This window comes from Streptomyces sp. NPDC019531, from assembly GCF_044903305.1.
Classification (GTDB): Bacteria; Actinomycetota; Actinomycetes; order Streptomycetales; family Streptomycetaceae; genus Streptomyces.
Window position 1 is genome coordinate 128157 of the sequence record NZ_JBJDQL010000018.1, and the last position, 26306, is coordinate 154462.

At 68.7% G+C, this 26306-nt stretch carries 29 protein-coding genes and 1 tRNA gene; 21 read left to right on the top strand and 9 right to left on the bottom strand.

The window, feature by feature from the left end:
* The first annotated feature begins 39 nt into the window (after positions 1–39).
* From clpS to ACI2L1_RS22080, 8 genes are all read left to right on the top strand, one after another.
* Positions 40–357, top strand: coding sequence for an ATP-dependent Clp protease adapter ClpS (clpS, locus tag ACI2L1_RS22045; protein WP_404741035.1), 318 nt, complete (start codon positions 40–42; stop codon positions 355–357).
* Between the two features lie 41 nt (positions 358–398).
* Entirely contained in the window at positions 399–1001 is a 603-nt protein-coding gene (locus ACI2L1_RS22050) for a DUF2017 domain-containing protein (protein WP_404741036.1), read from the top strand.
* Between the two features lie 320 nt (positions 1002–1321).
* Complete coding sequence (locus tag ACI2L1_RS22055) at positions 1322–2767, top strand: amino acid permease (protein WP_404741037.1); 1446 nt, start codon at positions 1322–1324, stop codon at positions 2765–2767.
* A 71-nt stretch (positions 2768–2838) separates the two neighbouring features.
* Positions 2839–3261: a Mov34/MPN/PAD-1 family protein gene (locus ACI2L1_RS22060; RefSeq protein WP_404741038.1), complete on the top strand. Its 423-nt coding sequence runs from the start codon at positions 2839–2841 to the stop codon at positions 3259–3261.
* A 38-nt stretch (positions 3262–3299) separates the two neighbouring features.
* The gene (locus tag ACI2L1_RS22065; RefSeq protein WP_404741039.1) at positions 3300–4325 is read left to right on the top strand and encodes a LacI family DNA-binding transcriptional regulator; all 1026 of its coding nucleotides are present in this window, start codon (positions 3300–3302) and stop codon (positions 4323–4325) included.
* An 88-nt stretch (positions 4326–4413) separates the two neighbouring features.
* On the top strand, positions 4414–4509 hold the full coding sequence (locus ACI2L1_RS22070) for a putative leader peptide (protein WP_020121180.1): 96 nt from the start codon (positions 4414–4416) through the stop codon (positions 4507–4509).
* A 116-nt stretch (positions 4510–4625) separates the two neighbouring features.
* Positions 4626–4913, top strand: coding sequence for a MoaD/ThiS family protein (locus ACI2L1_RS22075; protein WP_404741040.1), 288 nt, complete (start codon positions 4626–4628; stop codon positions 4911–4913).
* Positions 4914–4919: 6 nt separating this feature from the next.
* A complete protein-coding gene (locus ACI2L1_RS22080; protein WP_404741041.1) occupies positions 4920–5870 on the top strand; it encodes a PLP-dependent cysteine synthase family protein in 951 nt (316 codons plus the stop codon).
* Between the two features lie 4 nt (positions 5871–5874).
* On the opposite strand, the gene ACI2L1_RS22085 is transcribed toward ACI2L1_RS22080, so the two are convergent.
* A complete protein-coding gene (locus tag ACI2L1_RS22085) occupies positions 5875–6324 on the bottom strand; it encodes a type II toxin-antitoxin system PemK/MazF family toxin (RefSeq protein ID WP_404741042.1) in 450 nt (149 codons plus the stop codon).
* Between the two features lie 234 nt (positions 6325–6558).
* Here ACI2L1_RS22085 and ACI2L1_RS22090 point away from each other — a divergent pair, with 234 nt between their 5' ends.
* On the top strand, positions 6559–7311 hold the full coding sequence (locus ACI2L1_RS22090; RefSeq protein WP_404741043.1) for an MBL fold metallo-hydrolase: 753 nt from the start codon (positions 6559–6561) through the stop codon (positions 7309–7311).
* A 72-nt stretch (positions 7312–7383) separates the two neighbouring features.
* On the opposite strand, the gene ACI2L1_RS22095 is transcribed toward ACI2L1_RS22090, so the two are convergent.
* Together ACI2L1_RS22095 and ACI2L1_RS22100 are read right to left on the bottom strand one after the other, a co-directional pair.
* Entirely contained in the window at positions 7384–8634 is a 1251-nt protein-coding gene (locus tag ACI2L1_RS22095; RefSeq protein ID WP_404741044.1) for a PTS transporter subunit EIIC, read from the bottom strand.
* Between the two features lie 110 nt (positions 8635–8744).
* Positions 8745–10037 carry a PTS transporter subunit EIIC gene (locus ACI2L1_RS22100; RefSeq protein ID WP_404741045.1) on the bottom strand — a complete coding sequence of 431 codons (1293 nt, stop codon included), beginning with the start codon at positions 10035–10037 and terminating at the stop codon, positions 8745–8747.
* A gap of 126 nt (positions 10038–10163) precedes the next feature.
* Between ACI2L1_RS22100 and ACI2L1_RS22105 the strand changes: the two genes are divergently transcribed.
* The 4 genes from ACI2L1_RS22105 to rdgB all read left to right on the top strand — a co-directional run bounded on the left by ACI2L1_RS22105 (position 10164) and on the right by rdgB (position 12362).
* Positions 10164–10397, top strand: a complete 234-nt coding sequence (locus ACI2L1_RS22105) for a glucose PTS transporter subunit EIIB (RefSeq protein WP_031056752.1) — start codon at positions 10164–10166, stop codon at positions 10395–10397.
* A gap of 47 nt (positions 10398–10444) precedes the next feature.
* The gene (rph, locus tag ACI2L1_RS22110; RefSeq protein ID WP_404741046.1) at positions 10445–11182 is read left to right on the top strand and encodes a ribonuclease PH; all 738 of its coding nucleotides are present in this window, start codon (positions 10445–10447) and stop codon (positions 11180–11182) included.
* 147 nt (positions 11183–11329) lie between these two features.
* Positions 11330–11737 (top strand): hypothetical protein, encoded by a 408-nt coding sequence (locus ACI2L1_RS22115; RefSeq protein ID WP_404741047.1) that lies wholly within the window; start codon positions 11330–11332, stop codon positions 11735–11737.
* A gap of 22 nt (positions 11738–11759) precedes the next feature.
* Entirely contained in the window at positions 11760–12362 is a 603-nt protein-coding gene (gene rdgB / locus ACI2L1_RS22120) for an RdgB/HAM1 family non-canonical purine NTP pyrophosphatase (protein WP_404741048.1), read from the top strand.
* 44 nt (positions 12363–12406) lie between these two features.
* On the opposite strand, the gene ACI2L1_RS22125 is transcribed toward rdgB, so the two are convergent.
* The 4 genes from ACI2L1_RS22125 to bcp all read right to left on the bottom strand — a co-directional run bounded on the left by ACI2L1_RS22125 (position 12407) and on the right by bcp (position 14675).
* Positions 12407–12481: transfer RNA gene (locus ACI2L1_RS22125), tRNA-Leu, on the bottom strand.
* Between the two features lie 10 nt (positions 12482–12491).
* Positions 12492–13157, bottom strand: coding sequence for an HNH endonuclease signature motif containing protein (locus tag ACI2L1_RS22130; RefSeq protein ID WP_404741049.1), 666 nt, complete (start codon positions 13155–13157; stop codon positions 12492–12494).
* A complete protein-coding gene (locus tag ACI2L1_RS22135; protein ID WP_404741050.1) occupies positions 13154–13804 on the bottom strand; it encodes an HNH endonuclease signature motif containing protein in 651 nt (216 codons plus the stop codon). The genes ACI2L1_RS22130 and ACI2L1_RS22135 overlap by 4 nt, the downstream gene beginning before the upstream one ends.
* A gap of 403 nt (positions 13805–14207) precedes the next feature.
* Positions 14208–14675, bottom strand: a complete 468-nt coding sequence (gene bcp, locus ACI2L1_RS22140) for a thioredoxin-dependent thiol peroxidase (protein WP_404741051.1) — start codon at positions 14673–14675, stop codon at positions 14208–14210.
* A 94-nt stretch (positions 14676–14769) separates the two neighbouring features.
* Between bcp and ACI2L1_RS22145 the strand changes: the two genes are divergently transcribed.
* Together ACI2L1_RS22145 and ACI2L1_RS22150 are read left to right on the top strand one after the other, a co-directional pair.
* The gene (locus ACI2L1_RS22145) at positions 14770–15099 is read left to right on the top strand and encodes a DUF3618 domain-containing protein (RefSeq protein WP_404741052.1); all 330 of its coding nucleotides are present in this window, start codon (positions 14770–14772) and stop codon (positions 15097–15099) included.
* 44 nt (positions 15100–15143) lie between these two features.
* Positions 15144–15494: a GroES family chaperonin gene (locus ACI2L1_RS22150; RefSeq protein WP_404741053.1), complete on the top strand. Its 351-nt coding sequence runs from the start codon at positions 15144–15146 to the stop codon at positions 15492–15494.
* A gap of 72 nt (positions 15495–15566) precedes the next feature.
* Here the strand turns inward: ACI2L1_RS22150 and ACI2L1_RS22155 are convergent, their stop codons facing one another.
* Complete coding sequence (locus ACI2L1_RS22155) at positions 15567–17978, bottom strand: transglycosylase domain-containing protein (protein ID WP_404741054.1); 2412 nt, start codon at positions 17976–17978, stop codon at positions 15567–15569.
* Positions 17979–18180: 202 nt separating this feature from the next.
* Here ACI2L1_RS22155 and ACI2L1_RS22160 point away from each other — a divergent pair, with 202 nt between their 5' ends.
* Genes ACI2L1_RS22160 through ACI2L1_RS22175 form a run of 4 tightly spaced genes read left to right on the top strand, consistent with a single transcriptional unit; the run spans position 18181 to position 21587 of the window.
* Positions 18181–18981: an ABC transporter permease gene (locus ACI2L1_RS22160; protein ID WP_404741062.1), complete on the top strand. Its 801-nt coding sequence runs from the start codon at positions 18181–18183 to the stop codon at positions 18979–18981.
* Positions 18982–19039: 58 nt separating this feature from the next.
* Positions 19040–19804 (top strand): ABC transporter permease, encoded by a 765-nt coding sequence (locus ACI2L1_RS22165; protein WP_404741063.1) that lies wholly within the window; start codon positions 19040–19042, stop codon positions 19802–19804.
* A 38-nt stretch (positions 19805–19842) separates the two neighbouring features.
* Positions 19843–20814, top strand: a complete 972-nt coding sequence (locus ACI2L1_RS22170; protein WP_404741064.1) for an ATP-binding cassette domain-containing protein — start codon at positions 19843–19845, stop codon at positions 20812–20814.
* Between the two features lie 32 nt (positions 20815–20846).
* Entirely contained in the window at positions 20847–21587 is a 741-nt protein-coding gene (locus tag ACI2L1_RS22175) for a DUF1707 domain-containing protein (RefSeq protein WP_404741055.1), read from the top strand.
* 153 nt (positions 21588–21740) lie between these two features.
* On the opposite strand, the gene ACI2L1_RS22180 is transcribed toward ACI2L1_RS22175, so the two are convergent.
* Positions 21741–23075, bottom strand: a complete 1335-nt coding sequence (locus tag ACI2L1_RS22180) for an SGNH/GDSL hydrolase family protein (protein WP_404741056.1) — start codon at positions 23073–23075, stop codon at positions 21741–21743.
* 195 nt (positions 23076–23270) lie between these two features.
* Between ACI2L1_RS22180 and ACI2L1_RS22185 the strand changes: the two genes are divergently transcribed.
* Both ACI2L1_RS22185 and ACI2L1_RS22190 read left to right on the top strand, forming a co-directional pair.
* The gene (locus ACI2L1_RS22185) at positions 23271–24641 is read left to right on the top strand and encodes a DUF445 domain-containing protein (RefSeq protein ID WP_404741057.1); all 1371 of its coding nucleotides are present in this window, start codon (positions 23271–23273) and stop codon (positions 24639–24641) included.
* Positions 24642–24697: 56 nt separating this feature from the next.
* Positions 24698–26152 (top strand): MFS transporter, encoded by a 1455-nt coding sequence (locus ACI2L1_RS22190; RefSeq protein ID WP_404741058.1) that lies wholly within the window; start codon positions 24698–24700, stop codon positions 26150–26152.
* Positions 26153–26306: the final 154 nt, after the last annotated feature.

The following is a 26306-nucleotide window of genomic DNA, read 5'->3' on the forward strand; positions in this document are numbered from 1 at the left end:
GTTTGTGTCAGTGTGACGATTTGTAGGGACCGTGGCAGCATGGGGCCTGTGACGTCACCCGCTCCCCTAGAGATCGAACGCACCGAGTCGGCGGAAGAGGTCTTCGCCGTACCCGAGCCGGACGTCCCCTGGGTCACCATCGTCCACAACGACCCGGTCAACCTCATGAGCTACGTGACCTACGTCTTTCAGACGTACTTCGGGTACACGAAGGACAAGGCCACCAAGCTCATGATGGACGTCCACCACAAGGGCCGGGCGGTCGTCTCCAGTGGCAGTCGCGAGGAGATGGAACGCGACGTGCAGGCCATGCACGGCTACGGCCTGTGGGCCACCCTCCAGCAGGACCGGAAATGACCCGCCCCCGCCCGTAGGACCGGAAGTAGCGAATCTCCTCCATGCCAGGAACCTTCGAACCGCTCCCCGGCGGCGGCGCGGCCGTCGCGCTCGACGATGTCGAGATCTCCATCATCCGGTCGCTGGCCGTCCAGCTGCTGGAGCTCATCGGGCCGGGGCCCGCCGAGGACGCCCCCGACGACCCGCTCGCCGAGCTCTTCGCGGAGGGACCGAGCGAGCCGCCCTCCGACCCGGTGCTCAAGCGGCTGTTCCCGGACGCGTACAGCGATCCCGAGGGCACCCCGCAGGCCAAGGAGGCCGAGGAGCAGCGGGCGTACTCCTCGGAGTTCCGCCGCTACACCGAGAACGACCTGCGGGCCGGCAAGCGCGACAACGCCCTCGCGGTGGTCCGCACCCTGGACGCGCTGAACTCCGGCGGTGAGGGCGGAGCGGTCCTCAAGCTGTCGGCCGCCGAGTCCCAGCAGTGGCTCGGCGCCCTCAACGACCTGCGTCTCGCGATCGGCTCCCGCCTCGACATCACCGACGAGGAGGACACCGACCTCCTCTACCGGCTCCCGGACGAGGACCCGCGCAAGCCGATGGTGATGGCGTACCTGTGGCTGGGCGGTCTCCAGGAGACCCTCGTGACCACTCTTATGCCGTGAAATGTGACGGTTCCGTCTTCGCTCAGAGGACGCTCAAATCCGGATAACGATCATGTCACCGTGATCGCCTCCTTCCTCCCCGCCGGGTCGGCTTTGTTCACTTATGCCTGTGCACTGCGCCACATGCCATACGGTTGGTCAACATTGCGGCCGTGATAAATCTTCACGACCGCCCGGCGAACACCACCCAAATGTTCGGCCGGGTGCGCCACCGCGCCGACGACCGTCGGCCAGGCACCACTCCATCAATCCGGGGGGATCGAGATCCGGTCCGCGGCCGACGAGGCCGGGATCGGCATGGAGAAAGGCGCACCACACACATGACCTCCGCTCAGGTCGACACAGGCTCGGGCTCCGGCTCGGAGAAGACCTCCGAAGAGGGATACGAGCGCGGACTCGGCAGCCGCCAGGTCCAGATGATCGCGATCGGCGGCGCCATCGGCGTCGGCCTCTTCCTCAACGCCGGGGCGAACATCGCCAAGGCCGGTCCGAGCCTGATCCTGATGTACGCCGTCGCCGGCGTCATCATCTTCTTCATCATGCGGGCTCTCGGTGAGCTGCTGCTCTACCGCCCGGTCTCGGGCTCCTTCGCGGAGTACTCCCGCGAGTTCCTCGGCCCGTTCTTCGGCTACTTCACCGGCTGGACGTACTGGCTGCTGTGGGTCGTCACCGGTATGGCGGAACTCACCGCCGCCGCGATCTACGTCAACTACTGGTTCCCGCAGGTCCCGCAGTGGACGACGGCCCTGGTCTTCCTGGTCGTCCTGTTCGTGGCGAACCTGATCTCGGTGAAGCTGTTCGGCGAGATCGAGTTCTGGTTCTCGATGATCAAGGTCACCGCCCTCATCGGCATGATCGTGATCGGCCTCGGCGTCCTCACCTTCGGCTTCAGCGCCGCCGGTGACACCGCCGCCGTCTCCAACCTCTGGGCCTTCGACGGCTTCTTCCCCAAGGGCGTCGGCTCGTCCCTGATGACCCTGCAGGGCGTGATGTTCGCCTACCTCGCCGTCGAACTGGTCGGCGTCACCGCCGGCGAGTCCGAGAACCCCGAGAAGACCCTCCCCAAGGCGATCAACACCCTGCCCTGGCGGATCGGCCTCTTCTACGTCGGTGCGCTCACCGTCATCCTGTGCGTGGTCAAGTGGACCGAGTTCGCGGCCGGCGTCAGCCCCTTCGTGAAGGCCTTCGCCGTGATCGGCATCCCGGCGGGCGCGGGCATCGTCAACTTCGTCGTCCTCACCGCGGCGCTGTCCTCCTGCAACTCCGGCATGTACTCCACGGGCCGCATGCTGCGCACCCTGGCCGACAGCGGGGAGGCCCCGCAGGCCTTCAACAAGCTCTCCGTCACGAGGACTCCTGCGCTGGCCATCACGGTCTCCGTGCTCTTCATGGGCATCGGCGTGCTGCTGAACTACGTCGTGCCGGAGAAGGCCTTCGGGTACGTCGTCTCCGTCGCGACCGCGGCGGGCATCTGGACCTGGCTGATGATCCTGGTCAGCCACGTCCGCTACCGGCGTGAGGTCGTGGCGGGGCGTCTGCCTGCATCCGCCTTCCCGGCGCCGGGCGGCTCGGTCGGCAGCTGGATCGCCATCGTGTTCCTGCTCTTCGTGACCTGCCTCATCGCGTACGACGCGGACTCGCGGGTGTGCCTGTACGTGATGGCGGGATGGGCCGCGGCGCTGGGTGTCGGCTGGCTCGTACTGAAGACCCGGAACCCGGAGATCACGGACCGGCGGGAGCCGGAGTTCGAGCAGGTCTCCGGCTAGACAGTCCGGCATATGGGCTGCCCCGTACCACTCCTCGGTACCGGGCAGCCCTTCTGCTTATCCTGACCACCATGCTGACCATCACCCAGGCCCTCGTCGACCAGATCGTCGCGCACGCGCGCAAGGACCACCCCGACGAGGCGTGCGGAGTCGTCGCGGGAGCGGCCGGGTCGGACCGGCCCGAGCGGTTCATCCCGATGCTGAACGCGGCCATGTCGCCCACGTTCTACGAGTTCGACTCCGGCGACCTGCTCAAGCTCTACCGCGAGATGGACGACCGCGACGAGGAGCCGGTGGTCATCTACCACTCCCACACCGCGACCGAGGCCTACCCCTCCCGCACGGACATCTCCTACGCCAACGAGCCCGGCGCCCACTACGTCCTCGTCTCCACCGCCGACACCGACGGCCTCGGCGAGTTCCAGTTCCGCTCCTACCGCATCGTCGACGGCGAGGTCACCGAGGAGGACGTGGAGATCGTCGCGCAGTACTAGGCTCGCGGTACGACCAACTTCCCGTACTGGAGAAGGTGTTGACGCCGCACACGCACGGACCACGGCCCACCCTGGAGGACGTCGCACGCCGTTCGGGGGTGTCGAAGTCCACGGTGTCCCGGGTGATCAACGGCGAGGCCAGAGTGCGTGCCGAGGTCGTCGAGCAGGTCCGCCGGGTCATCGCCGAACTCGGCTACGTACCGAACCAGGCCGCCCGCCAGCTCGTCACCCGCCGCACCGGCGCCGTCGCCGTGGTCGCCAGCCAGCCGCAGAACCGGCTCTTCCTCGACCCTTTCTTCGACTGTCTGCTGCGCGGGGTACGCCGCGAACTCGCCGAGCACGGCTCCCAGGCCGTCCTGCTGTTCCTGGACGAACCCGACGACCATCCCCGCGTCGCCGACTACCTCGGCGGCGGCCATGTCGACGGCGCCGTCCTGTTCTCCCTGCGCCCCGGCGACCGGCTCCACGAGATGGCCGACCGGCTCGACATCCCGGTCGTCTTCGGCGGCCGCCCCCTCCTGCGCGACGGCGACACCGTGCGCGCCCACGCCTACGTCGACGGCGACAACCGCGGGGGAGCCCGGCAGGCCGTCCAGCATCTGGTCTCCCTGGGCCGTACGAGGATCGCGACCGTCACCGGGCCCTACGACCAGGAGGACTCCGCCGCCGAACGGCTCGCCGGCTACCGGGACGTCCTCCTGGACACCCCGCCCGAGCTGACCGAGCGCGCCGACTACACCGAGCAGGGCGGCGCCGAGGCCATGGCCGCGCTGCTCGACCGCTGTCCCGGCCTGGACGCCGTCTTCGTCGCCTCCGACCTCATGGCCGCGGGCGCGCTGCGGACCCTGCGGGAACGCGGGCGCCGGGTCCCGGACGACGTCGCCGTCATCGGCTTCGACGACCTGGCCGAGATCAGCGAGGCCACGGACCCGCCGCTGACCACGGTCCACCAGGACGTCGAGCGGATGGGCCGCCTCATGGCCCGCCTGCTCTTCGACCGGCGGCCCGTGCTGCCGCCCTCGGTGGGCGTACCCACCCGACTGGTGGTCAGGGCCTCGGCCTGAGCTGCCGTATCTCAGCCAGCGACCGAATTTCGTCCGCATGGTGGGATCACACTCCGGGACCCGGACCGGGAATCGATACGATGACCCCATGGTTTCTTACGACGTGAGCGAGAAGACGCCGGGCACCCTGCTCGTGGCGCGGCTGCACGTCGACCTGTGCAGGCTCGCCAGCGCCATCTGTTGACGCTGCCCCCTGCCGCCGTACGGCCGTGAGCCGCGGCGCACACACACGCACGACCTGCTGTTGTCAGCGCTGCCGCGCGCCACCGACCAGACACCATCCGACAGGAGCCCTGAGCCATGGCCATCGAGGTCCGCATCCCGACCATCCTCCGCACCTACACCGACGGCCAGAAGGCGGTGGAGGGCAACGGGAACACCCTCGCCGAGCTCTTCGCCGACCTGGAGACCCGGCATGCGGGCGTTCAGGCCCGCATCGTCGACCAGTCGGCCGGCGGTGAGCTGCGCCGGTTCGTCAACGTCTACCTGAACGACGAGGACGTCCGCTTCCTCGACGGCATCAACACCAAGCTCACCGACGGCGACAACGTCACGATCCTGCCGGCCGTGGCCGGCGGCATGGCCTGATCGTCGATGCGTTACGACTCCCCGCTGGCCGCGGTGGGCAACACCCCTCTGGTGCGCCTGCCGCGGCTCTCGCCGTCCGCCGACGTAAGCGTCTGGGCGAAGCTGGAGGACCGCAACCCGACCGGCTCGGTCAAGGACCGCCCCGCCCTGCACATGGTCGAGCAGGCGGAGAAGGACGGCCGCCTGACCCCGGGCTGCACGATCCTGGAGCCGACCTCCGGCAACACCGGCATCTCCCTGGCCATGGCGGCCAAGCTCAAGGGCTACCGCATGGTCTGCGTGATGCCCGAGAACACCTCCCAGGAGCGCCGCGACCTGCTCGGCATGTGGGGTGCCGAGATCATCTCGTCGCCCGCCGCGGGCGGCTCCAACACCGCCGTACGGGTCGCCAAGGAACTGTCCGCCGAGCACCCCGACTGGGTGATGCTCTACCAGTACGGCAACCCGGACAACGCGGGCGCCCACTACGCGACCACCGGCCCGGAGATCCTCGCCGACCTCCCCTCGATCACCCACTTCGTCGCGGGCCTCGGCACCACCGGCACCCTCATGGGCGTCGGCCGCTACCTGCGCGAGCAGAAGCCGGACGTGAAGATCGTCGCCGCCGAACCGCGCTACGACGACCTGGTGTACGGGCTCAGGAACCTGGACGAGGGCTTCGTACCGGAGCTGTACGACGCGTCCGTCCTCACGACCCGCTTCTCGGTGGGTTCGGCGGACGCGGTCACCCGCACCCGCGAGCTCCTCCAGCAGGAGGGCATCTTCGCGGGCGTCTCCACCGGCGCCGCCCTGCACGCCGCGATCGGCGTCGGCAACAAGGCGCTGAAGGCGGGAGAGTCCGCCGACATCGTGTTCGTCGTGGCCGACGGCGGCTGGAAGTACCTGTCGACGGGCGTCTACACGGCCGCGACCACCGAAGAGGCCATCGAAACCCTGCAGGGACAACTCTGGGCGTGACCTGCTACGTCGCCAGGTGACGGACCTGGTCCCACAGGACCGGGTCCACCACGCCCGCCCTCCGCCGGAAGTCCCACACCGGCACCTCGCGCAACTCGTCCGTCTCCAGGAAGCTCGCACGCCCCCGCGCGTCGCCCACCGAGCCCGGGGGCAACGGGATCACCCCGGTCCGCTCGTCGTGGTACTTGCTGGTGATCTTCGCGACCGTCGCCCGCTTACCGCGCACCGCGAGCACCAGACAGGGCCGGTCCTTGCCGCCCGGCCCGTCCTCGTACGGCACGTTCGCCCACCAGATCTCCGAGGGCCGCGGCCGCACACCCGTACGCCCCGCCGGCCGGGTCGTACGGTCCGCACGACCCCGGGGCCGATGCCCCCGCCCCCACCCGTCCACGAGCGTGGCGACCAGTGCGAGCAGTACCACCGCCGCGAGCGCGAGCCACCAGGACGTGTCCATGAGGAGGACGTTACCGGCGCGCGATCGGCCCTGCGCGCCCTCTGCACAAGCCGTAAGCGCGCTCACACTCCTCACGCGCCCTGGTCCAGCCGAACCGGTGACAGCACAGGTGAGTTCGCCCACAACAGCCCTTGGCGGAGGAGCGACCGGAGGTTTTGCGCCTTACGCTCGACGGACCGCACGACCCCCGTCTCCATACCCGGAAAAGTTCCCGCCAGCGGAGGTTTCTGTTTTATGAAGCTCACCGTCGTCGGCTGCTCGGGGTCGTTCCCGTCCGCGGAATCGGCCTGCTCGAGCTACCTCGTCGAGGCCGACGGCTTCCGGCTGCTTCTCGACATGGGCAACGGCGCCCTTGGCGAGCTGCAGCGCCACTGCGGTCTCTACGACCTCGACGCGATCTTCCTCAGCCATCTGCACGCCGACCACTGCATCGACATGTGCGCGTACTTCGTCGCGCGCTACTACCGCCACGACGGCGGCCGCTGCGACCCCATCCCGGTCTACGGCCCCGAAGGCACCGAACACCGTCTGACCACGGCCTACGCCGACACCCCCACCGCCTCCTCCATGAGCGAGGTCTTCGACTTCCACACGGTCAAGCCGTCCACCTTCGACATCGGCCCGTTCACGGTCCACACCGAGCGAGTGGCGCACCCGGTGGAGGCGTACGGCATCCGCGTCGAGCACGGCGGGAAGTCCCTGACGTACTCCGGCGACACGGGTCTCAGCCCCGCCCTGACCGAACTCGCCCGCGACACCGACCTGTTCCTGTGCGAGGCGGCCTTCACGCACGGCAAGGAGAACATCCCCGACCTGCACCTCAACGGCCGCGAGGCGGGTGAGACGGCGACCCGGGCAGGCGCCCGCCGCCTGGTCCTCACCCACATCCCCCCGTGGACCGACCCCCAGGTCAACCTCGCCGACGCGCGCGCGGTGTACGACGGTCCGGTGTCTTTGGCGGCGCCGAGCCTGTCGTACGACATCTAGCCCCTACGACACACCGAAGGCCCCCGGAGAGGTTCAGGACTCCGGGGGCCTCGTCGGTTCCTCAGCCGTGACTCACGCCTTCGTGAGGTCCTCGATCTCCTCCTCGGGCTCGCGGCCCGGGGTGGGGAGGTTGAACTTGACGATGGCGAAGCGGAAGACGGCGTAGTAGATGGCGCCGAAGACCAGGCCGATCGGGATGATCAGCCAGGGTTTCGTGGCCAGGTTCCAGTTCAGCCCGTAGTCGATGGCGCCCGCGGAGAAGGTGAAGCCCGCGTGGACGCCCAGCGCCCAGGTCACCGCCATGGATATCGCGGTCAGGACCGCGTGGATCGCGTAGAGCACCGGCGCGATGAACATGAAGGAGAACTCGATCGGCTCGGTCACACCCGTCACGAAGGAGGTCAGCGCGAGCGAGATCATCATGCCCATCACGGCCTTGCGTCGCTCGGGACGGGCGGAGTGGGCGATCGCGATCGCGGCGGCCGGCAGACCGAACATCATGATCGGGAAGAAGCCGGACATGAACTGACCGGCGGTCGGGTCACCGGCGAAGAAGCGGGTCAGGTCGCCGTGGACGACAGCGCCCGAGGCGTCCTTGAAGTCGCCGATCTGGAACCAGGCGACGGAGTTCACGAACTGGTGCATGCCGATGGGGATCAGCGCGCGGTTGATCAGACCGAACATCCCCGCACCGAAGGCGCCGAGTCCCGTCATCCACTCACCGAAGTTGGAGATGACCTCACCGATCGGCTCCCAGACCAGACCGAAGAAGACGCCCATGAGGGTGCCGACGAAGGCCATGATGATCGGCACCAGGCGGCGGCCGTTGAAGAAGCCCAGCCAGTCCACCAGCTTGGTGCGGTGGAAGCGCTGCCACAGCACGGCCGACAGCAGTCCCATCAGGATGCCGCCGAGGACACCGGGGTTGTTGTAGGTCGCGGCTATGTCCGCGCCGGCCTGGACCTTGGCCTCGGTGACCGGGAACGCCTTGAGGACGTTGCTGTACACCAGGAAGCCGACCACGGCGGCCAGCGCGGTGGAGCCGTCGGACTTCTTCGCGAAGCCGATCGCGACACCGATGCAGAACAGCAGCGGCAGGTTGTCGAAGATCGCGCCACCGGCGGTGGCGAACACGGACGCGACCTTGTCCCAGCCGAAGCCGTCCTTGCCGAACACGTCGGGCTGGCCGAACCGGAGCAGCAGCCCCGCCGCAGGCAACACGGCGATCGGGAGCTGCAGGCTGCGGCCGACCTTCTGCAGGCCCTGGAAAAGACCGGATCCCCGCTTCTTTGCGGGGGCCGCCGTCTCGGTGGCGGTGCTCATACGTCCTCCATCGGGTGGTGGTCTACACCACTCAGTGGTGTAGACCTGTTGTACACGATGGGGCCGTTATAAGGAACCCGTCAGTTCCGCAACCGGAGAACTACGCGCTGTCAGGCCTTCGTGACGTCCTCGCGCTCCTCCTCCGGCTCCCTGCCCGGCGTCTTGAGGTCGAACCGGGTGATCGCGAACCGGAAGATCACGTAATAGACGACCGCGAAACACAGACCGATCGGGACGATCGCCCAGGGCCTCGTCGCGAGGTTCCAGTTGATGACGTAGTCGATGAGACCGGCCGAGAAGCTGAAGCCGTCATGCACCCCGAGCCCCCACGTCACCGCCATCGACACACCCGTCAGCAGCGCGTGCACCGCGTACAGCAGCGGCGCGATGAACAGGAACGAGTACTCGATCGGCTCGGTGATCCCCGTGACGAAGGAGGTCAGTGCCACCGAGAGCATCAGGCCCCCGATCTCCTTGCGCCGGGCCGGCTTCGCACAGTGCGTGATCGCCAGCGCCGCCGCCGGCAGCGCGAACATCATGATCGGGAAGAACCCCGAGGTGAACTGCCCGGCGTTCGGGTCGCCCGCCAGGAACATGTTGATGTCGCCGTGGACCTGAGAGCCGTCCGCCTTCGTGTACGTGCCGAACTGGAACCAGATGGGCACGTTCAGGAACTGGTGCAGCCCGATGACCAGCAACGCCCTGTTCGCGACACCGAACAGCCCCGCACCCCACGCACCCGCGTCGCTCAGCCAGTCGCTGAAGCTCTCCAGACCGTCACCGATCGGCGGCCACACCCACAGACACAGCGCCGCGAACACGATCGCGACGAACGCCATGATGATCGGCACGAGCCGCCGCCCGTTGAAGAAGCCGAGCCAGTCCACCAGCTTCGTACGGTGATAACGCGCCCAGAAGAACGCCGTCAGCAACCCCATGACGATGCCGCCGAACACCCCCGGATTCTGGTACGTGAACGCCACCACCGTGTGATCGACCGTCGCCTGGCACCCGATGCCCTGCACGGTCTTCGCCCCGCTCGGACAGTCCTCCGGGAACTGCCTCAACACCGCGAAGTAGACGAGGAATCCGGCCACCGCCGCCAACGCCGTCGACCCGTCCGACTTCTTCGCCATCCCGATCGCCACACCCACGCAGAACAACAGCGGCAGCCCCAGCGAACCGTCCAGCAGCGCGCCGCCCGCGCCGCCCATCACTTTGGAGACGTTCGTCCACCCCAGCCCGTCCTCCCCGAACACATCCGGCTGGCCAAGCCGGTTGAGGATGCCCGCGGCCGGGAGAACGGCGATGGGCAGCTGCAGACTGCGGCCCATCTTCTGGAGCCCCTGGAACGCCGACTGCCAGCGCCGGCGCGCGGGAGAGATCTCGGTCTCTGAGCTCATCAGTTGGCGACCGCCTGCCAGGTGGTGTAGACCAGTCACGACGATTGGGTTGCTGTGACGTCATCTTTCGGTACGTTCAGCGCAATCGCTCGTGAAGTTGGGCCAACTGTGCATGAGGAGACCGGCATGGCCACCAAGGCAGAGAAGATCGTCGCGGGACTCGGCGGCATCGACAACATCGACGAGATCGAGGGCTGCATCACCCGCCTGCGCACCGAGGTCCACGACGCCGCCCTCGTCGACGAGGCCGCCCTCAAGGCCGCCGGCGCCCACGGCGTCGTCAAGATGGGCACCGCGATCCAGGTCGTCATCGGCACGGACGCCGACCCGATCGCCGCCGAGATCGAGGACATGATGTGAGCTGAGCGCACCGAACGCTCACCCGGGAGGCCGATAGGCTCGACGCCATGTCTCGAATCGACGGCCGCACCCCCGAACAACTCCGCCCGGTCACCATCGAACGCGGCTGGAGCAAGCACGCCGAGGGCTCCGTCCTCGTCTCCTTCGGCGACACGAAGGTCTTCTGCACCGCCTCCGTCACCGAAGGCGTCCCCCGTTGGCGCAAGGGCAGCGGCGAGGGCTGGGTCACCGCCGAGTACTCCATGCTGCCCCGCGCCACCAACACCCGCGGCGACCGCGAGTCCGTCCGCGGCAGGATCGGCGGCCGCACCCACGAGATCAGCCGCCTCATCGGCCGCTCCCTGCGCGCGGTCATCGACTACAAGGCACTCGGCGAGAACACCATCGTCCTCGACTGCGACGTGCTCCAGGCCGACGGCGGCACCCGCACAGCGGCCATCACCGGCGCGTACGTCGCCCTGGCCGACGCCGTCTCCTGGGCCCAGGGCAAGAAGCTGATCAAGGCGGGCCGTCAGCCGCTGACGGGAACCGTGAGCGCGGTCTCCGTCGGCATCGTCGGCGGAGTCCCGCTCCTGGACCTCTGCTACGAGGAGGACGTCAAGGCCGACACCGACATGAACGTCGTCTGCACCGGCGACGGCCGCTTCGTCGAGGTCCAGGGCACCGCCGAGGCCGAGCCCTTCGCCCGCGAGGAGCTCAACTCCCTTCTCGACCTCGCGGTGTTGGGCTGCTCGGAACTCGCTGTCCTGCAGAGCAAGGCACTTGATACGGTCCTCGAAAAGTAAAGAGAGCGCCAAGAACGGTGGCCGGTGGGAGCAACCCGACCGACCACCCCGGCGTCTTCGAAGGTACGGGCGCCCGCTACGCACAACGGGCGCCCGGCCAAGCACACGGGGGCCTCCCGAGGCCTGCCCAAGGGAGGGAACACATCCATGGCCGCGAGCCGACGCCGCCCTAGTCGCCGTATCGCCACCATCGCCGCCGCGGTGGCCGCCGTAGGACTGACGGTCGGCCTCACCACCGGCTGCGACGCGGTCAGCAAGGCACTGGACTGCGTCCAGACCGCCGAAGCCGTCGCCGACAGCGTCACCGACCTCCAGCAGGCCGTGGAGAACGCGTCGAACGACCCGACCCAGATCGACGAGGCCCTCACCTCCATCGACCAGAACCTCGACGAGATCGGCGACAAGACCGACAACGCCGACGTCAACCAGGCGGTCGACGACCTCAGCACGGCCGTGTCCAACGTCCGTACGTCGGTCAAGAACGGCGACGAGACGCCGGACCTGAGCCCCATCACAGACGCGGCGGGCGAGCTGACGAAGGTCTGCACCCCCTGACACGCGCTGGATACTGGTGGGCATGACCCGCCTGATCCTCGCCACCCGCAACGCCGGCAAAATCACCGAGCTCCACGCGATCCTCGCCGACGCAGGCCTGCCCCACGACCTCGTCGGCGCGGACGCGTACCCCGAGATCCCCGACGTCAAGGAAACCGGCGTCACCTTCGCCGAGAACGCCCTCCTGAAGGCCCACGCCCTGGCCCAGGCCACGGGATTGCCGGCCATCGCCGACGACTCCGGCCTCTGCGTCGACGTCCTGAACGGCGCCCCCGGCATCTTCTCGGCCCGCTGGTCGGGACGGCACGGAAACGACAAGGCCAACCTGGACCTGCTCCTGGCCCAGCTTTCGGACATCGCCGACGAACACCGGGGCGCCCACTTCGCCTGCGCGGCAGCACTGGCGCTGCCGAACGGCACCGAGCGGGTGGTCGAGGGCCGGCTGAGGGGCGTCCTGCGCCACACCCCGGTGGGCACGAACGGCTTCGGCTACGACCCGATCCTCCAGCCGGAAGGCGACACCAGGACATGCGCCGAGCTGACGGCGGAGGAGAAGAACGCGATCAGCCACCGGGGGCAGGCGTTCAGGGCGTTGGTGCCGGTGGTGCGGGAGCTGTTGGGCTGAGGGGCGTCGAAGGGCGCCACATAGGTGTGGCGCCCTTCGCAAGGTGGGCCCGGTGGGACTCGAACCCACGACATACCGGATCTAAACCGGCATCCTCTGGCCAGCTGGGATACGGGCCCGCAGCGTTGCCTACTCTACTGGGCGTCGCGGAGTGCGTCGTCGACCTCCTCTGCACCACGTAGACGTGATCGCGTGACAGTTGGGGCACAGCAACCGCAGGTTCTCCCGCCGGTCGTCGCTCCAATCGCCGTTGATGTGGTCGACCTCAAGAGTTATGGGCTTGCCGATCCACTCGGGGCCGATCCCGCAACGGGCGCACTCCTCGATCACGCCGACTTCCAGAAGCGCGCGGCGCAGACGCTTGGTGTTGGTCCGGTGTGTGCCGCCGTGCTGGACCAGTACCTCCTCCGGCCGCTTGGCGTTCCCTGACGGCTTGCCTCGTCGGTGGGCCTGCCCCAGAAAGTGCGAGGTCGCGATCTCGTGCTCGGCGATCCACTTGCGCAGCTGGGTGCGTTGACTGCCGTTGCCCGGGCGATCCAGACGGCGCAGCACCTCCGCGAGGGAGGTCGATTCGGCGACTGCTGCTCGCAGTTCGTCCTCGGTGGGGCGGCGTTGTCGCCCACAAGGGCGGAAGTGCGAGATGTCGATATCGAAGTGAGCGAAACGTCTCGCGAGGTAGCGACGGAGGTACCCGTATGGTCCGGTACCGAAGAAGGCGATGACCTCGTCGATGTCGGAACAGCGCGCGGCGGCTTCGGCCAGGCGTTCCCGGGTGTACTGCACACCGCTGCTCATGAGGCACGTCCCTTCCCGCGTCCTCGGTAACTGTCTGTCGTCGAATGGCAGTTGGGACACAGGAGCCGCAGGTTCCCGATCCGGTTGTCTCGCCAGTTGCCGTCGATGTGGTCGACCTCCAAGGGCAGCGGTTCCCCGAGCCACACCGGCTCGATCCCGCACATGGCGCAACGCTCGTCTGCGCCCAGCTCGCGCATCGCCCGCTTGAGACGGCTGCTCGGTACGCGCCTGGCATGCGCCGAAGTCTCCTCGACGAGGATCTCTTCGGCTGTCCGGCGGCGCTGGTTGTACCGTTGCCGTTCCGTGCGGCCCGCCGGGGTGAAGTGCGAGGTATCGAGGCCGTACGCCTTGATGCGCCTGGAGATGTTCGTGTGGTGCCCGCCGACAGGGTCAAGCCCCAGATCCCGCAGGACCCCGTTGATGCTCGACGACCGGGCGACCACCGGTTCCAGGATCTCCCGCGTCCATTTGACCCCCTCCCGCTCGAAGTGCGAGACATCCACCCCGAGCTTCTTCATTCGCTCGTGGACGTATCGTCGCTTCCAGCCCTTGGGGACCACCCCCAACCTCTCCAGCGCCTCCGACAAGGTCCGAGCCCCCCGAGCCGCCTCCTCCAGCCGCTCCTTGGTGTATGCACTGGCCCCCACCGAACCCCCTCCGTCCTCGGCCACGCGTTCGTGACCTCGTACGGACTAACGAACCGCTAATCGGACAGTCACGCTCGACATGTAAAGGAGCTGCTTGACCGACCGAGCCACCATCGAACGCTTCTGACTCATGTTCCGGCACGACATGAGCGAGTTCGTGGGGGGGGCAATGCCGACGAGACGGCCGAAGTGAGCGGCTGGGGGCTTGGGGGCTGCTTTCTCCGCTCGTCACCTGCGGCGGCCGGCAACCGGGGGAATGGCAGGTTGCCCTTCAGGACAACAGCTCGGGCGCTGTGCGCTTCTGGCGGCGCGTCGCCGAGGAACTGGCTCCACGGAAGCGGAGCGAGGAGCGCAGGTCGGTGCCCGAGCGGCCCGACCTGGCTCCCGACTGCTGGATCTCGCCTCAGATACCCAGATCCTTGATGATCTTCGCCACGTGGCCCGTCGCGCGGACGTTGTACAGGGCCCGCTCGACCTTGCCCTCCTCGTCCACGATGATCGTGGAGCGGATGACGCCCATGTAGGTCTTGCCGTAGTTCTTCTTCTCGCCGTAGGCGGCGTAGGCCTCGGTGATCTTCTTGTCGGGGTCGGCCAGCAGGGTGACCTTCAAAGACTCCTTCTCGCGGAACTTCGCCAGCTTCTCCGGGGCGTCCGGGGAGATGCCGATGACGTCGTAGCCCGCGCCGGCCAGCACCTCCAGGTTGTCGGTGAAGTCGCAGGCCTGCTTCGTGCAGCCGGGGGTCAGGGCGGCCGGGTAGAAGTAGACGATGACCTTGCGGCCCTTGTGGTCCGACAGGGACACCTCGGTGCCGTCGGCGTCGGGCAGGGTGAAGGCGGGGGCCACGTCCCCGGGCTGGAGTCGCTCGCTCATTGGGTCAGCGTAACCGGGGGGCCTGACAGTGCGGTCGCGGGCGGAACTGACAGACTGTCCAGGACACATAGGAAGCGACTTCGGAGGGCCTGCCGTGGCGGACACGTCGGACATCAGAACCCCGGCGCAGATCGAGGCGGACATCAAGCGCCGCCGCGACGTGCTTGCCGAGACGCTCGACGAGATCGGGGTGCGGGTGCACCCGAAGACGATCGTCGGTGACGCCAAGGCCAAGGTCGTCTCCAACATCGACCACACACTCGGGCGGGCGTACGTCTCCGTCAACAAGGCCATCACCGACGTGAGGGCCCAGTTCGTGGACGAGGAGGGCGCGCCCCGGCTTGAGCGCGTCGTGCCGGTCGCCCTCGTCGCCGTGGGTCTCGTGGGGCTGCTCGCCCTCGGTACCCGGCGCCGCAAGGGCTGACCCGGACGCGTACACGAGCGCCGAAGGCAGGTAGGTTCAGTGGCGTGAGCGCCAAGAGAATCGACACCCAGGACGACAAGCTGCCCATCCGGATGCTGCACGACCGCGTACTCGTGCGGCAGGAGAACGGTGAGGGCGAGCGGCGGTCGGGCGGCGGCATCCTCATTCCCGCCACCGCGGCCGTCGGGCGCCGGCTGGCCTGGGCCGAGGTCGTCGCCGTGGGGCAGAACGTACGGACCGTGGAGCCGGGGGACCGGGTGCTGTACGACCCCGAGGACCGTGCCGAGGTCGAGGTGCGGGGCGTCGGGTACGTGCTCATGCGGGAGCGCGATCTGCATGCCGTGGCCGCGGACCGGTTCGAGGGCTCCGAGGACTCGACGGGCCTGTACTTGTAGATCGACGGTTCGACGGCGATGGGGGCCGGTGACCATGTCACCGGCCCCCATCGCCGTTCGGTCCGGGCGCGGTCACTCCCGTCGGCTTGTGCTCAACAGGCCTCCGCCCTCCGTCGTCGTCCCGCCGCTCGGTGAGTCTCCGGTGGTGCCTCCGGTCGTGTCACCCGTAGTGCCGCCCGTCGTGCCGCCGTCGGTGGTGGTGCCGCCGGTGGTCGTGTCCCCCGTGGTGCCGCCCGTCGTCGTGCCGCCGTCGGTGGTGGTGCCGCCGGTGGTCGTGTCCCCGGTCGTGCCGCCTGTCGTGGTGTCGCCGCCGGTGGTGGTCGTACCGCCGTTGTCCTGACCCTGCGTCTGGCCCTGGGTGTCCTGGCCGCCGGTGGTGTCGCCCGTGGTGCCGCCGTCGTTCTGGCCGCCCGTGGTCGGGTCGGCCGGGACCTGGGTGCTCGGTGCCTGGGTCTCGGCGCCCGGCTGGAGCTGGAGGTCGAAGTCGGTGACCGGCTTCCCCTTGAGGGCGGCCTTGGTGTACTGCGCCCAGATCTCGGCCGGCGGTCCGCCGCCGTTGACGCGCTCCAGGCCCATCGCGCGGTACAGCGACTTGTGAGCGGCGGTCACCGGGTCCTGGCCCATGACCGAGACGACCGTGGCGAGTTCGGGGGTGTAGCCCGCGAACCAGGCGGCGGTGTCCTCCTCGGCGGTGCCGGTCTTGCCCGCGGCGGGGCGGTCGGCAGCCTGGGCGGCGGTGGCGGTGCCGTTCTCGACGACGCTCTGCAGGACCGAGGTGGTGGTGTCGGCGGCCTCGCGGCTGATGGCCTGCGTGGTCTTCTGCTGAGGCAGCTCGACGGTCGCCGAGCCGTCCTTGGTGATCTTGTCGATCATCGTGTACGTGCCGTGCTTGCCGTGGTTGGCGAGGGTCGCGTACGCCTCGGCCATGTCGAGGACGCTCGCGGTGTTCACGCCGAGCGCGATGGAGGGGGTCGCCGTGAGGTCGGGTGTGTCGGCGGGGATGCCCATGTCGATCGCGGTCTGCTTGACCTTGTCGGAGCCGACGTCCACGGCCATCTGCGCGTACACCGAGTTGACGGACTTGTCGGTGGCCGCGCGTACGGTGATCTCGCCGTAGGAGCCGTCGTCCTCGTTCTCGGGGGCGTAGGACCCGCCGCTCCACCCCACGACCGGGCGCTTGTTGGTGCCGTCGTAGTAGGTGTTCGGGGTGATGAGCTCGCCGTCCTGGGTCTCGGAGTGGTTCTGGACGGCGGCGGCGAAGACGATGGACTTGAAGATGGAGCCGACCTGGAAGTCGCCGCGGGTCGCGCCGTTCGTGTACTGCTTGACGTAGTCGATGCCGCCGTACATCGCGACGACCTTGCCGGTCTTCGGGTCGACGGAGGCGCCGCCCGCGCGGACGTAGTTGTCGACCTTGTTGTTCTTCTTGTCGAGCTTCGACATGACCTGGTCGTTGACGGCCTTCACGAAGGCGTCCTGCTTGCTCTTTTCCAGGGTGGTGGTGATGCGGTAGCCGCCGGCCTCCAGCTCGTCCGTGGTGACGATCTTGTTGGTGGTGAGGTAGTCCTTGATCGCCTGGACGATGTAGCCGCGCTGCCCGGACAGGCCGGTGGAGACGGTCTGCTCCTTGGGCATCGGGAACTTCAGGCCGGTGCGCTCGGACTCGGTGAGCCAGCCCTTCTTGACCATGCCGTCGAGGACGTAGTTCCAGCGGGCCTCGGCCGCGGACTTGTTCTCGGGGTGCGCGACGACGTCGTACTCGCTCGGCGCGTTGACCAGCGCGGCGAGGTAGGCGGCGTGGGCCGGGTCGAGGTCGACGGCGTCCACGCCGTAGTAGGCCTGGGCGGCGGCCTGGATGCCGTAGGCGTTGCGGCCGAAGTAGCTGGTGTTGAGGTAGCCCTCCAGGATCTCGTCCTTGGACTTCTCGCGGTCCAGCTTGATCGAGATGAAGAACTCCTTGGCCTTGCGGGTGACGGTCTGTTCCTGGGCCAGGTAGTAGTTCTTGACGTACTGCTGGGTGATCGTGGAGCCGGACTGCTTGCCCTTGCCGCTGGCGGTGTTCCAGGCGGCGCGCAGCATGGCCTTCGGGTCGATCGCGGACTCGGTGTAGAAGTCGCGGTCCTCGGCGGCCAGGATCGCGTGCTGGGCGTCCTTGGAGATCTGTGCGAGGCCGACGTTCTCGCGGTTGACCTCGCCGTCACGGGCCAGTTGGCTGCCGTCGGCGTACAGGTAGACGTTGGACTGCTTGATGGCGAGGGCGTTGGCCGGCGGGATCTTGACCATGGAGTAGCCGACGTAGAGCAGCCCGGCCAGGACCAGCAGCCCGAGGACGAAGGTGCCCAGGACCGTGCGCCACGTCGGGATCAGCCGTCGCCACCCGGTGCGCTTGGGCCGCTTGGCCTTCTTCTTCCCGCCGGGCTCTGCAGCCGCTTGTGGGTCTGTCGGTGCCCAGCCCTCGGTCGGCTGCTGCGGCTGGTCGCTCATGTCGTGCACGGACTCCTGTTTCGCGTCATACGTTGCGGTACGACCTCGTACGCCTTCTGCGCCCCCTGTTGAAGACTCTCGCACCATGCGTTCCGTTCCCGGATATGGCGCGCGTCTCGCCCGGAAAATGAGTGGCCCGCCTCATCACCTGCGCACTAGGCTCCTGCGCTTCGGTGTCGGCGAGGCCAGGAGGGCTGTGGATGTGGGTTCCGGGCGGTTGTACGCGGCCGTCGCGGCAGGGGGATTCAGACGGTACGCGACGTATCGGGCGGCGACGCTCGCAGGGGTGTTCACCAACACCGCTTTCGGCGTGATCCTCGTGTACACGTATCTCGCGCTGTGGGACGAGAAGCCCCATCTCGGGGGCTACGACCAGGCGCAGGCGGTCACCTATGTGTGGCTCGGGCAGTGTCTCTACGCGACCCTCGCTATCCAGGGCGGCGGGGCCGAGAGGGACCTGATGGGCCGGATCCGCACGGGTGAGATCGCGGTCGACCTGTACCGCCCGGCCGACCTCCAACTGTGGTGGCTGGCAAGCGACTTGGGGCGGTCGCTGTTCCAGCTGCTGGGACGGGGAGTGATCCCCTTCATCTTCGGCGCCCTGCTGTTCCCGATGGCGCTGCCCACGGACGTGACCTCCTGGGCGGCCCTGTTCGTGGCGCTGCTGCTCGCGATGGTGGTCAGCTTCGCCATCCGCTATCTCGCGGCGCTGAGCGTGTTCTGGCTGATGGACGGGATGGGCGTCTCGCAGACCCTGATGATCCTCGGGGTCTTCTGCTCGGGCATGGTGCTCCCGCTGAACGCTTTCCCGGGCGTCATCGGCGAGATCGTGCGGGCGCTGCCGTGGGCGGCGCAGATCCAGATGCCGGCGGACGTGCTGATGGGGGAGACCGATCCGCTCGGCGCGTACGCCTTCCAGGCGACCTGGGCGGTGGTGCTGCTGGCGGCCGGGCGGTTGCTGCAGTCGGCGGCGACGCGCAGGGTGGTGGTGCAGGGTGGCTGACACCCTTGAGCCGTCCAGGACGCGCGAGGGCCTGCGGGCCTACTGCCTGATCGCGGGCATGTGGGTGCGCTCCTCCATGACCTACCGCTTCTCCTTCGTGGTCACGATGTGCGGCAACCTGCTGATGACCGCCATGGACTTCGTCTCGATCCTGCTGATGTTCTCGCAGGTCGACTCGCTGGGTGGCTGGACGCTGCCCGAGATCGCCTTCCTGTACGGCCTCTCGGCGACCGCCTTCGGTATCGCCGACCTGGTGCTGGGCTCGATGGACGTGCTGGGCACCCGGATCCGTGACGGCTCCTTCGACACCCTGCTGGTGCGGCCCGCGCCGGTGCTCGCGCAGATCGGCGCGGACCACTTCGCGCTGCGCCGCCTGGGCCGGATCACGCAGGGCGCGGCGGTGCTGGTCTGGGCCCTGGCGACGGTGGACGTCGACTGGAGCGCGGCGAAGATGCTGCTGGTGCCGGTGATGCTGGTCAGCGGTGCGGCGATCTTCTGCGCGCTGTTCGTGGCGGGCGCGGCCTTCCAGATCTTCGCGCAGGACGCGAGCGAGGTGCAGAACGCGTTCACGTACGGCGGTACGACCCTGCTGCAGTACCCGCCGACCGTGTTCGGGAAGGACTTCGTGCGGGGCGTGACCTTCATGCTCCCGCTCGCCTTCGTCAACTGGGTGCCCGCCTCCTACGTGTTGGGGCGGCCGTATCCGCTGGAGCTGCCGGAGTGGGCGGCGTTCGCACCGCCGCTGGTGGCGGTGGCGTGCTGTGCGCTGGCCGGCCTGGCATGGCGGACGGGTCTCGGGTCGTATCGGAGTACGGGGAGTTAGCGGTGGACCTGGCGGTGGACTTGGCGACGGATGTGGTGATGGACGCCTTCATTGAACTCGACCACGTCGAGAAGGTCTTCGACGTGCGCAAGAAGACCGGCTTTCTGAAACGGGAGCGGCGCCAGGTGCGGGCGGTCGACTCGATCTCCTTCACCGTGGCGCGCGGCGAGATGGTCGGGTACATCGGCCCGAACGGTGCCGGCAAGTCGACGACGATCAAGATGCTGACGGGCATCCTGACGCCGAGCGGAGGCCGGTTGCGGGTGGCGGGGATTGACCCGTCCAGGGAGCGGACGAAGCTCGCGCACCGCATCGGTGTGGTCTTCGGTCAGCGCACGACCTTGTGGTGGGACCTGCCGCTGATCGACTCCTACAAGCTGATGCACCGTATGTACCGCATCCCGGACGCCCGTTACCGCGAGAACCTCGACCGCTGCGTCGAACTCCTCGACATGGGCGACCTGTTGGACGTGCCGGTACGCCAGTTGTCCCTGGGGCAGCGGATGCGGGGCGACATCGCGGCGGCCCTGCTGCACGACCCCGAGGTCCTGTACCTGGACGAGCCGACGATCGGCCTCGACGTCATCTCCAAGGCCAAGGTGCGTGGATTTCTGCGGGAGTTGAACGCGGAGCGCGGCACGACGGTCCTGCTGACCACCCACGACCTCCAGGACATCGAGCAGCTCTGCTCCCGGGTGATGGTCATCGACCACGGGCGCCTCATGTACGACGGTCCCCTCACCGGTCTTCACGAGGTGGGGGAGAGTGAGCGCATGCTCGTCGTGGACCTGGAGTGCGAGTTGCCGCCGATCGAGGCGGCACCGGCGCGGGTGGTCAGGGTCGAGGGACCCCGGCAGTGGCTGGCGTTCCCGGCGGGGGAGTCGGCGGCGGCGCTGGTGGCGCGGGTCGCGGCGGAGTACCCGCTGGTGGATCTGTCGGTGCGGGAGCCGGACATCGAGGCGGTGATCGCGAAGATGTACGCGGGGGAAGCGGAGAAAGCGGTCTCGTAGCCGTGGGGAGGGGTTCCTCGTAGGCTGATTGCATGACGGACGCTGTGTCTTCCGGGGGGACGCCCCCCAGGCCCCCCGCCCCGGAGCTGCGTGCTTCGGACGCCGATCGTGAGCGAGTCGCCGAGGTCCTGCGGGACGCCGTGGCCGAAGGGCGGCTCGACATGGAGGAGTTCGAGGAGCGGCTCGACGCCACGTACAAGGCGCGGACGTACGGGGAGCTCGCACCGATCACCCGGGACCTGCCGGTCGGGCAGGTGGCCGCTCCCAGGGTCGACATGGTGAAGCGGCCCGAGCAGGACGGGAGTTGGGCGTCCCGGATGGTCGGCGGCGAGGGGTCGTCGACGTGGGGAGTCGCCGTCATGTCCGGCTTCGAGCGCAAGGGGCGCTGGACGGTGCCCCGGCGCTTCAACTGCTTCGCCTTCTGGGGCGGTGGTGTGATCGACCTGCGCGAGGCGAACTTCGCGGACCGTGAGGTCGAGATCAACTGCACGGCGATCATGGGCGGGGTGCAGGTGATCGTGGAGCCGGGGGTCGAGGTCGTGGTGCGCGGGCTCGGGATCATGGGCGGCTTCGACCACCGTGAGGACGGTGTGCCGGGGGATCCGGGGGCGCCTCGGGTGATCGTGACGGGGTTCGCGTTCTGGGGCGGGGTCGGCGTCGAGCGAAAGCTGACCAGGGCGGAACGGCAGCGGCTTCGGGAGGAGCGGCGGCAGCAGAAGCTGGATCGCCGGGAGGCTGTTCGTGAGCTGAGGGGGAGGCAGGGGGAGGACTGACGGGTCGGTGGGCGGGTGCGGGTGCGTCGTGGCTGGTCGCGCCCGCGCGGCGGAGCCGCAAATCGATACAGCCCCGCGCCCCTGAGTAGGTGCACCCACCGCTTTTTTTGGGGGCGCGGGGAACTGCGCGACCAGCACCCACCGGCCCGCGGGCTACAAACGCGCCGCTGCCGAACCCTTCAGATACTCCAGATCAAAGACATCCGCCATCCGCTCGTACCCCTTGTCGTTCGGGTGCAGCCGGTCCCCCGAGTCGTACATAGCGCGCAGCCTGCTGGGGTCGTAGGGGTCCCTCAAAGCCTTGTCGAAGTCGACCACCGCGTCGTACACCTTCCCCGAACGGATCTCCGCGTTGATGGCCTGGCGTACCCCCTCGCGCGCCTCGGTCCACCCGCTGCGGTGGCCGACCGGCATGAGTGTCGCTCCGACGACCTTGATGCCGCGGGCGTGGGCTTGGCGGACCAGGTCGCGGAGGCCGGTGAGGATCTTCTGCGGGTCGGCGGTGCCCGGGGTGCGGAGGATGTCGTTGATGCCGAGGTCGATCACGACGACCTTGACGTTGGGTCGGTCGAGGACGTCCCGGGTGAAGCGGCGGATGCCGGCCTGGTTCTCCAGGGGGCGTCCGCGGGCGTCCGCGAGGACCCGGTTGCCGCCGATCCCCGCGTTCACGACGCTGTAGCGGGGGAGGTGCCGGCCGGCCGCGAGCACGGTGCGCAGGCGCCGGTTCAGGTAGTCCGGCCAGCGGGCGTTGGCGTTGGCGGTGGAGTCCTTGCCGTCGGTGAGCGAGTCGCCGAAGGCGACCACCGTGCCGTCGGCCTGCTCGCTGAGCACGTCGAGGGCGGTGAGGTAGCGCCAGCGGTCGACCTGCTCGGTGTACCCGGCGCCGGTCTCGTCCTCGGTGAGGTCGCCTTCTCCGGCGTACGACGTCTGCCGTGCCGTCGGGTGGTAGGTGACCGGACCGGACAGGCTGGGGGAGTAGGTGGTGACCAGGACGTCGCCGCCCGCGGGGACGGCCAGGGCGACGGCGTCGCTGAGTATCTGCGCGCCCGCCGCGACGACGACGGTGCTGCTGCCGTCGAACGTGAGCACCCGCATGGTTCCGGCCCTCGCCGCGGGGGTCTCGGAGCCGGCGGCGAGCGCTATGGACGCGTGGGTGATGGTCAGCGCGGTCCGGCCGTAGAGATTGGACAGGGTGATACGGGCACTCGTACCGCCGACGCCGACGTGGACGACGTTGCGGACGGAGCGGCCGGTCATGCCCTCGGTCGCGGTGCCGGGCTCGGCGCCGACCGGTGAGGCGGACCAGGTGCCGACCCAGACTCCGGCGGAGGCGGGCGCGGCGGAGGGGTGTGCGGGCCGGGAGCCGGACAGCGAGGTCCGGTCCCTGGTGCCGTTGTCGGCCGCCACTGAGACGTAGATGGCGGTGGACAGGGCCACGATCACGGCGACGATCGCGGCGAGCAGGGCGTGACCATGACGCCGTGTCATGTGGTGCTGTTCTCCTAGGGCGATGGGAGCCACGGGGCTCCGATCTGATGAGCTCATGATGAGGCATGAGCCTGAGGAAAGTGGCGGGACCCTCACCGGTTCCCCCGTCCGGTCAGACGTGGGGAACTCCTGTTCCGTTCCGGGAGTCGGTCAGGAAGGGACAATGTGTGAGGGATCACCGAACGGGTGGAGCGGATGGAACGTACGAAACCTGAGGAAACGGGACCATCTGACGTGGAGCGGCACGCACATGCGGCGGCCGGGCCGGCGAACCGTGCCGTGCCCGCTGCGGCCGTACGTGCGATGAACACCTTCAGCGAGGCCGACCTGGAGAAACAGCGCGGGGTGCGGCGCATGAAGCTCACCGCGACCGGGCTGCTGCTCCTCGTGGCGCTGGTGTACGTGCTCGCCGAGTGGGCGTCCCACGAGGGCGCCGGTGCCTGGGCCGGCTATGTCGCGGCGGCCGCCGAGGCAGGCATGGTCGGCGCCATGGCCGACTGGTTCGCGGTCACCGCGCTCTTCCGCCATCCCCTCGGCCTGCCTATCCCGCACACCGCGATCATCCCCACCAAGAAGGACCAGTTGGGGGTGTCGCTGGGAGAGTTCGTCGGCGAGAACTTCCTCTCGGAGGACGTCGTACGGCAGCGGCTGCGTGCCGTGGGGATCGGCAGCCGGCTCGGCGCGTGGCTGGCGGAGCCCGAGCATGCCGACCGGGTGACGGCCGAGCTGTCGGCCGCGCTCCGGGGCGCCCTGACCGTACTGCGGGACTCCGACGTCCAGGCCGTGGTCGGCGAGGCGATCACCCGGCGGGCCGACGCCCAGGAGATCGCGCCCGGCATCGGGAAGATGCTGGAGAAGGTCGTCGCGGACGGCGGGCACCGGCGGGCCGTCGACCTGGTGGTGGCCCGGGCCCACGACTGGCTCGTGCTCCACGACGAGCAGGTCATGGACGCGGTGCAGGGCGGCGCGCCCGGCTGGACCCCGCGGTTCGTGGACAAGAAGGTCGGCGAACGGGTCTACAAGGAGCTGCTTCGCTTCGTGACCGAGATGCGGGACATGCCGTCCCATCCGGCCCGCGGGGCCCTGGACCGGTTCCTGAGGGACTTCGCCTCCGACCTGCAGTCCGACACGGACACACGCGCGCGCGTGGAGCGGCTCAAGGGCGAGGTGCTGGGCCGTGGCGAGGTGCAGGACCTGATCGCGTCCGCCTGGACCGCCGTACGGTCGATGATCGTCTCCGCCGCCGAGGACGAGCGCAGTGAGCTACGGCTGCGGGTGCGGGCGTCCCTGCTGTCGCTCGGGGCGCGGATGGCCGTGGACCCGAAGGTGCAGGCCAAGGTCGACGGCTGGGTGGAGGGGGCGGCGGTGTACGTGGTCACCACGTATCGTCGCGAGATCACCTCCCTCATCACGGACACCGTGGCCGGGTGGGACGCCGAGCACACGACTCGGAAGATCGAGGCGAACATCGGGCGTGACCTGCAGTTCATCCGGATCAACGGCACGGTGGTGGGGTCGCTGGTGGGATTGTTGATCTACACGGTGTCGCGGACGCTGGGGGCGTAGGCGGGCAGGTCGGGGGCACCCGGGCGGGGTTCGCTCGACGAGGAGGGAGCCCTTCTGTGACCACCGTGCAGGCCGATACCGGCCGTACCGTCACGACGAACGTCCCCGCCCGGCTCGACCGGCTGCCCTGGTCGCGCTGGCACTGGACGATCGTCGTGGGACTCGGCACCGTGTGGATTCTCGACGGCCTGGAGGTCACGGTCGTCGGCAACATCGCCAGCCGGCTGTCGGAGCCGGGGAGCGGGCTGTCCATCTCCTCCGGGCAGATCACCGGGATCGCGGCGGCGCTGTACGTGGCGGGCGCGTGCGTCGGGGCGCTGTTCTGGGGGCGGCTGACGGACAAATGGGGCCGGAAAAAGCTGTTCATGATCACGCTGGCGGTGTATCTGGCGGCCACGGCGCTGACGTCGGTGTCCTTCGACGCCTGGTGGTTCTTTCTGTTCCGGTTCCTGACCGGGTTCGGGATCGGCGGGGAGTACGCGGCGATCAACTCCGCGATCGACGAGCTGATCCCGGCGCAGTACCGGGGGCGGGTCGACCTGATGATCAACGGGAGTTTCTGGCTGGGGGCGGTGGGGGGCTCGTTGCTGTCGATCGTCGCGCTCAACACGGACTTCTTCGCGAAGGACGTGGGGTGGCGGCTGACGTTCGCGCTGGGGGCGGTGCTGGCCTTCGTGATCCTGTTGGTGCGTCGGCATGTGCCGGAGAGTCCGCGGTGGTTGCTGATCCACGGGCGGGACGAGGAGGCCGAGCGGATCGTCTCCTCGATCGAGGAGCGGGTGGCGGCGGAGCGGGGGGAGCCGTTGCCGCGGCCGAAGGGTGAGATCACGATCCGCCAGCGGCGCAGTGTCACGTTCGTGGAGATCGCGCGGACGGTGTTCTCGGACTATCGGCGGCGGTCGGTGCTGGGGTTCTCGTTGTTCATCGGGCAGGCGTTTCTGTACAACGCGATCACTTTCGGGTTCGGGGCGATCCTCACGACGTTCTACGACGTGCCGACCGGGGACACCGGGTACTACTTCGCGGTCATCGCGATCGGTAACTTCTGTGGGCCGCTGCTGCTGGGGAAGCTGTTCGACACGGTGGGGCGGCGGGTGATGATCTCGTCGACGTACCTGCTCTCGGGGCTGTTGCTGTTCGGGACGGCGTGGCTGTTCGACCAGGGTTCCTTGAGTGCGGGCACGTTGACCGCCTGCTGGTGTGCCGTGCTGTTCTTCGCGTCGGCGGGGGCGTCGAGTGCCTACCTCACGGTGTCCGAGGTGTTCCCGATGGAGACGCGGGCCATGTCGATCGCGTTCTTCTACGCGCTGGGTACGGCGGCGGGCGGTATCAGCGGTCCGCTGCTGTTCGCCGACCTCACGAGTACGGGGAAGGTCGGGGACACGGTGCTGGCGTTCCAGATCGGGGCGGGGCTGATGTGTGCGGCGGGGTTGGTGGCGGCGGTGCTGGCGGTGCGGGCGGAGGGGCGGGCCTTGGAGGACGTCGCGAAGCCGCTGACTTCTGTGGCGTGACGGTGTCTGTGCGGGGTAGGTGGGGGCGGGCGTTTTGCGCAGTTCCCCGCGCCCCTGAATGCCTGCGGCGGCCTGTTTCGGTTCGGTGGGGGTTTGTGTAGCGCTTCGGGTTCGGTGGGTGGGTCGGGGCCGGGGTGGGGGGTGTCCGTCCTCG

What these genes read in the sequence shown, in the direction of transcription:
- clpS (WP_404741035.1), top strand. Translation starts at nt 40, where the DNA reads ATGGGGCCTGTGACGTCACCCGCTCCCCTAGAGATCGAACGCACCGAG.
- ACI2L1_RS22050 (WP_404741036.1), top strand. Translation starts at nt 399, where the DNA reads ATGCCAGGAACCTTCGAACCGCTCCCCGGCGGCGGCGCGGCCGTCGCG.
- ACI2L1_RS22055 (WP_404741037.1), top strand. Translation starts at nt 1,322, where the DNA reads ATGACCTCCGCTCAGGTCGACACAGGCTCGGGCTCCGGCTCGGAGAAG.
- ACI2L1_RS22060 (WP_404741038.1), top strand. Translation starts at nt 2,839, where the DNA reads ATGCTGACCATCACCCAGGCCCTCGTCGACCAGATCGTCGCGCACGCG.
- ACI2L1_RS22070 (WP_020121180.1), top strand. Translation starts at nt 4,414, where the DNA reads ATGGTTTCTTACGACGTGAGCGAGAAGACGCCGGGCACCCTGCTCGTG.
- ACI2L1_RS22075 (WP_404741040.1), top strand. Translation starts at nt 4,626, where the DNA reads ATGGCCATCGAGGTCCGCATCCCGACCATCCTCCGCACCTACACCGAC.
- ACI2L1_RS22080 (WP_404741041.1), top strand. Translation starts at nt 4,920, where the DNA reads ATGCGTTACGACTCCCCGCTGGCCGCGGTGGGCAACACCCCTCTGGTG.
- ACI2L1_RS22085 (WP_404741042.1), bottom strand. Translation starts at nt 6,324, where the DNA reads ATGGACACGTCCTGGTGGCTCGCGCTCGCGGCGGTGGTACTGCTCGCA.
- ACI2L1_RS22090 (WP_404741043.1), top strand. Translation starts at nt 6,559, where the DNA reads ATGAAGCTCACCGTCGTCGGCTGCTCGGGGTCGTTCCCGTCCGCGGAA.
- ACI2L1_RS22095 (WP_404741044.1), bottom strand. Translation starts at nt 8,634, where the DNA reads ATGAGCACCGCCACCGAGACGGCGGCCCCCGCAAAGAAGCGGGGATCC.
- ACI2L1_RS22100 (WP_404741045.1), bottom strand. Translation starts at nt 10,037, where the DNA reads ATGAGCTCAGAGACCGAGATCTCTCCCGCGCGCCGGCGCTGGCAGTCG.
- ACI2L1_RS22105 (WP_031056752.1), top strand. Translation starts at nt 10,164, where the DNA reads ATGGCCACCAAGGCAGAGAAGATCGTCGCGGGACTCGGCGGCATCGAC.
- rph (WP_404741046.1), top strand. Translation starts at nt 10,445, where the DNA reads ATGTCTCGAATCGACGGCCGCACCCCCGAACAACTCCGCCCGGTCACC.
- ACI2L1_RS22115 (WP_404741047.1), top strand. Translation starts at nt 11,330, where the DNA reads ATGGCCGCGAGCCGACGCCGCCCTAGTCGCCGTATCGCCACCATCGCC.
- rdgB (WP_404741048.1), top strand. Translation starts at nt 11,760, where the DNA reads ATGACCCGCCTGATCCTCGCCACCCGCAACGCCGGCAAAATCACCGAG.
- ACI2L1_RS22130 (WP_404741049.1), bottom strand. Translation starts at nt 13,157, where the DNA reads ATGAGCAGCGGTGTGCAGTACACCCGGGAACGCCTGGCCGAAGCCGCC.
- bcp (WP_404741051.1), bottom strand. Translation starts at nt 14,675, where the DNA reads ATGAGCGAGCGACTCCAGCCCGGGGACGTGGCCCCCGCCTTCACCCTG.
- ACI2L1_RS22155 (WP_404741054.1), bottom strand. Translation starts at nt 17,978, where the DNA reads ATGAGCGACCAGCCGCAGCAGCCGACCGAGGGCTGGGCACCGACAGAC.
- ACI2L1_RS22165 (WP_404741063.1), top strand. Translation starts at nt 19,040, where the DNA reads ATGTGGGTGCGCTCCTCCATGACCTACCGCTTCTCCTTCGTGGTCACG.
- ACI2L1_RS22170 (WP_404741064.1), top strand. Translation starts at nt 19,843, where the DNA reads ATGGACGCCTTCATTGAACTCGACCACGTCGAGAAGGTCTTCGACGTG.
- ACI2L1_RS22175 (WP_404741055.1), top strand. Translation starts at nt 20,847, where the DNA reads ATGACGGACGCTGTGTCTTCCGGGGGGACGCCCCCCAGGCCCCCCGCC.
- ACI2L1_RS22180 (WP_404741056.1), bottom strand. Translation starts at nt 23,075, where the DNA reads ATGACACGGCGTCATGGTCACGCCCTGCTCGCCGCGATCGTCGCCGTG.
- ACI2L1_RS22185 (WP_404741057.1), top strand. Translation starts at nt 23,271, where the DNA reads ATGGAACGTACGAAACCTGAGGAAACGGGACCATCTGACGTGGAGCGG.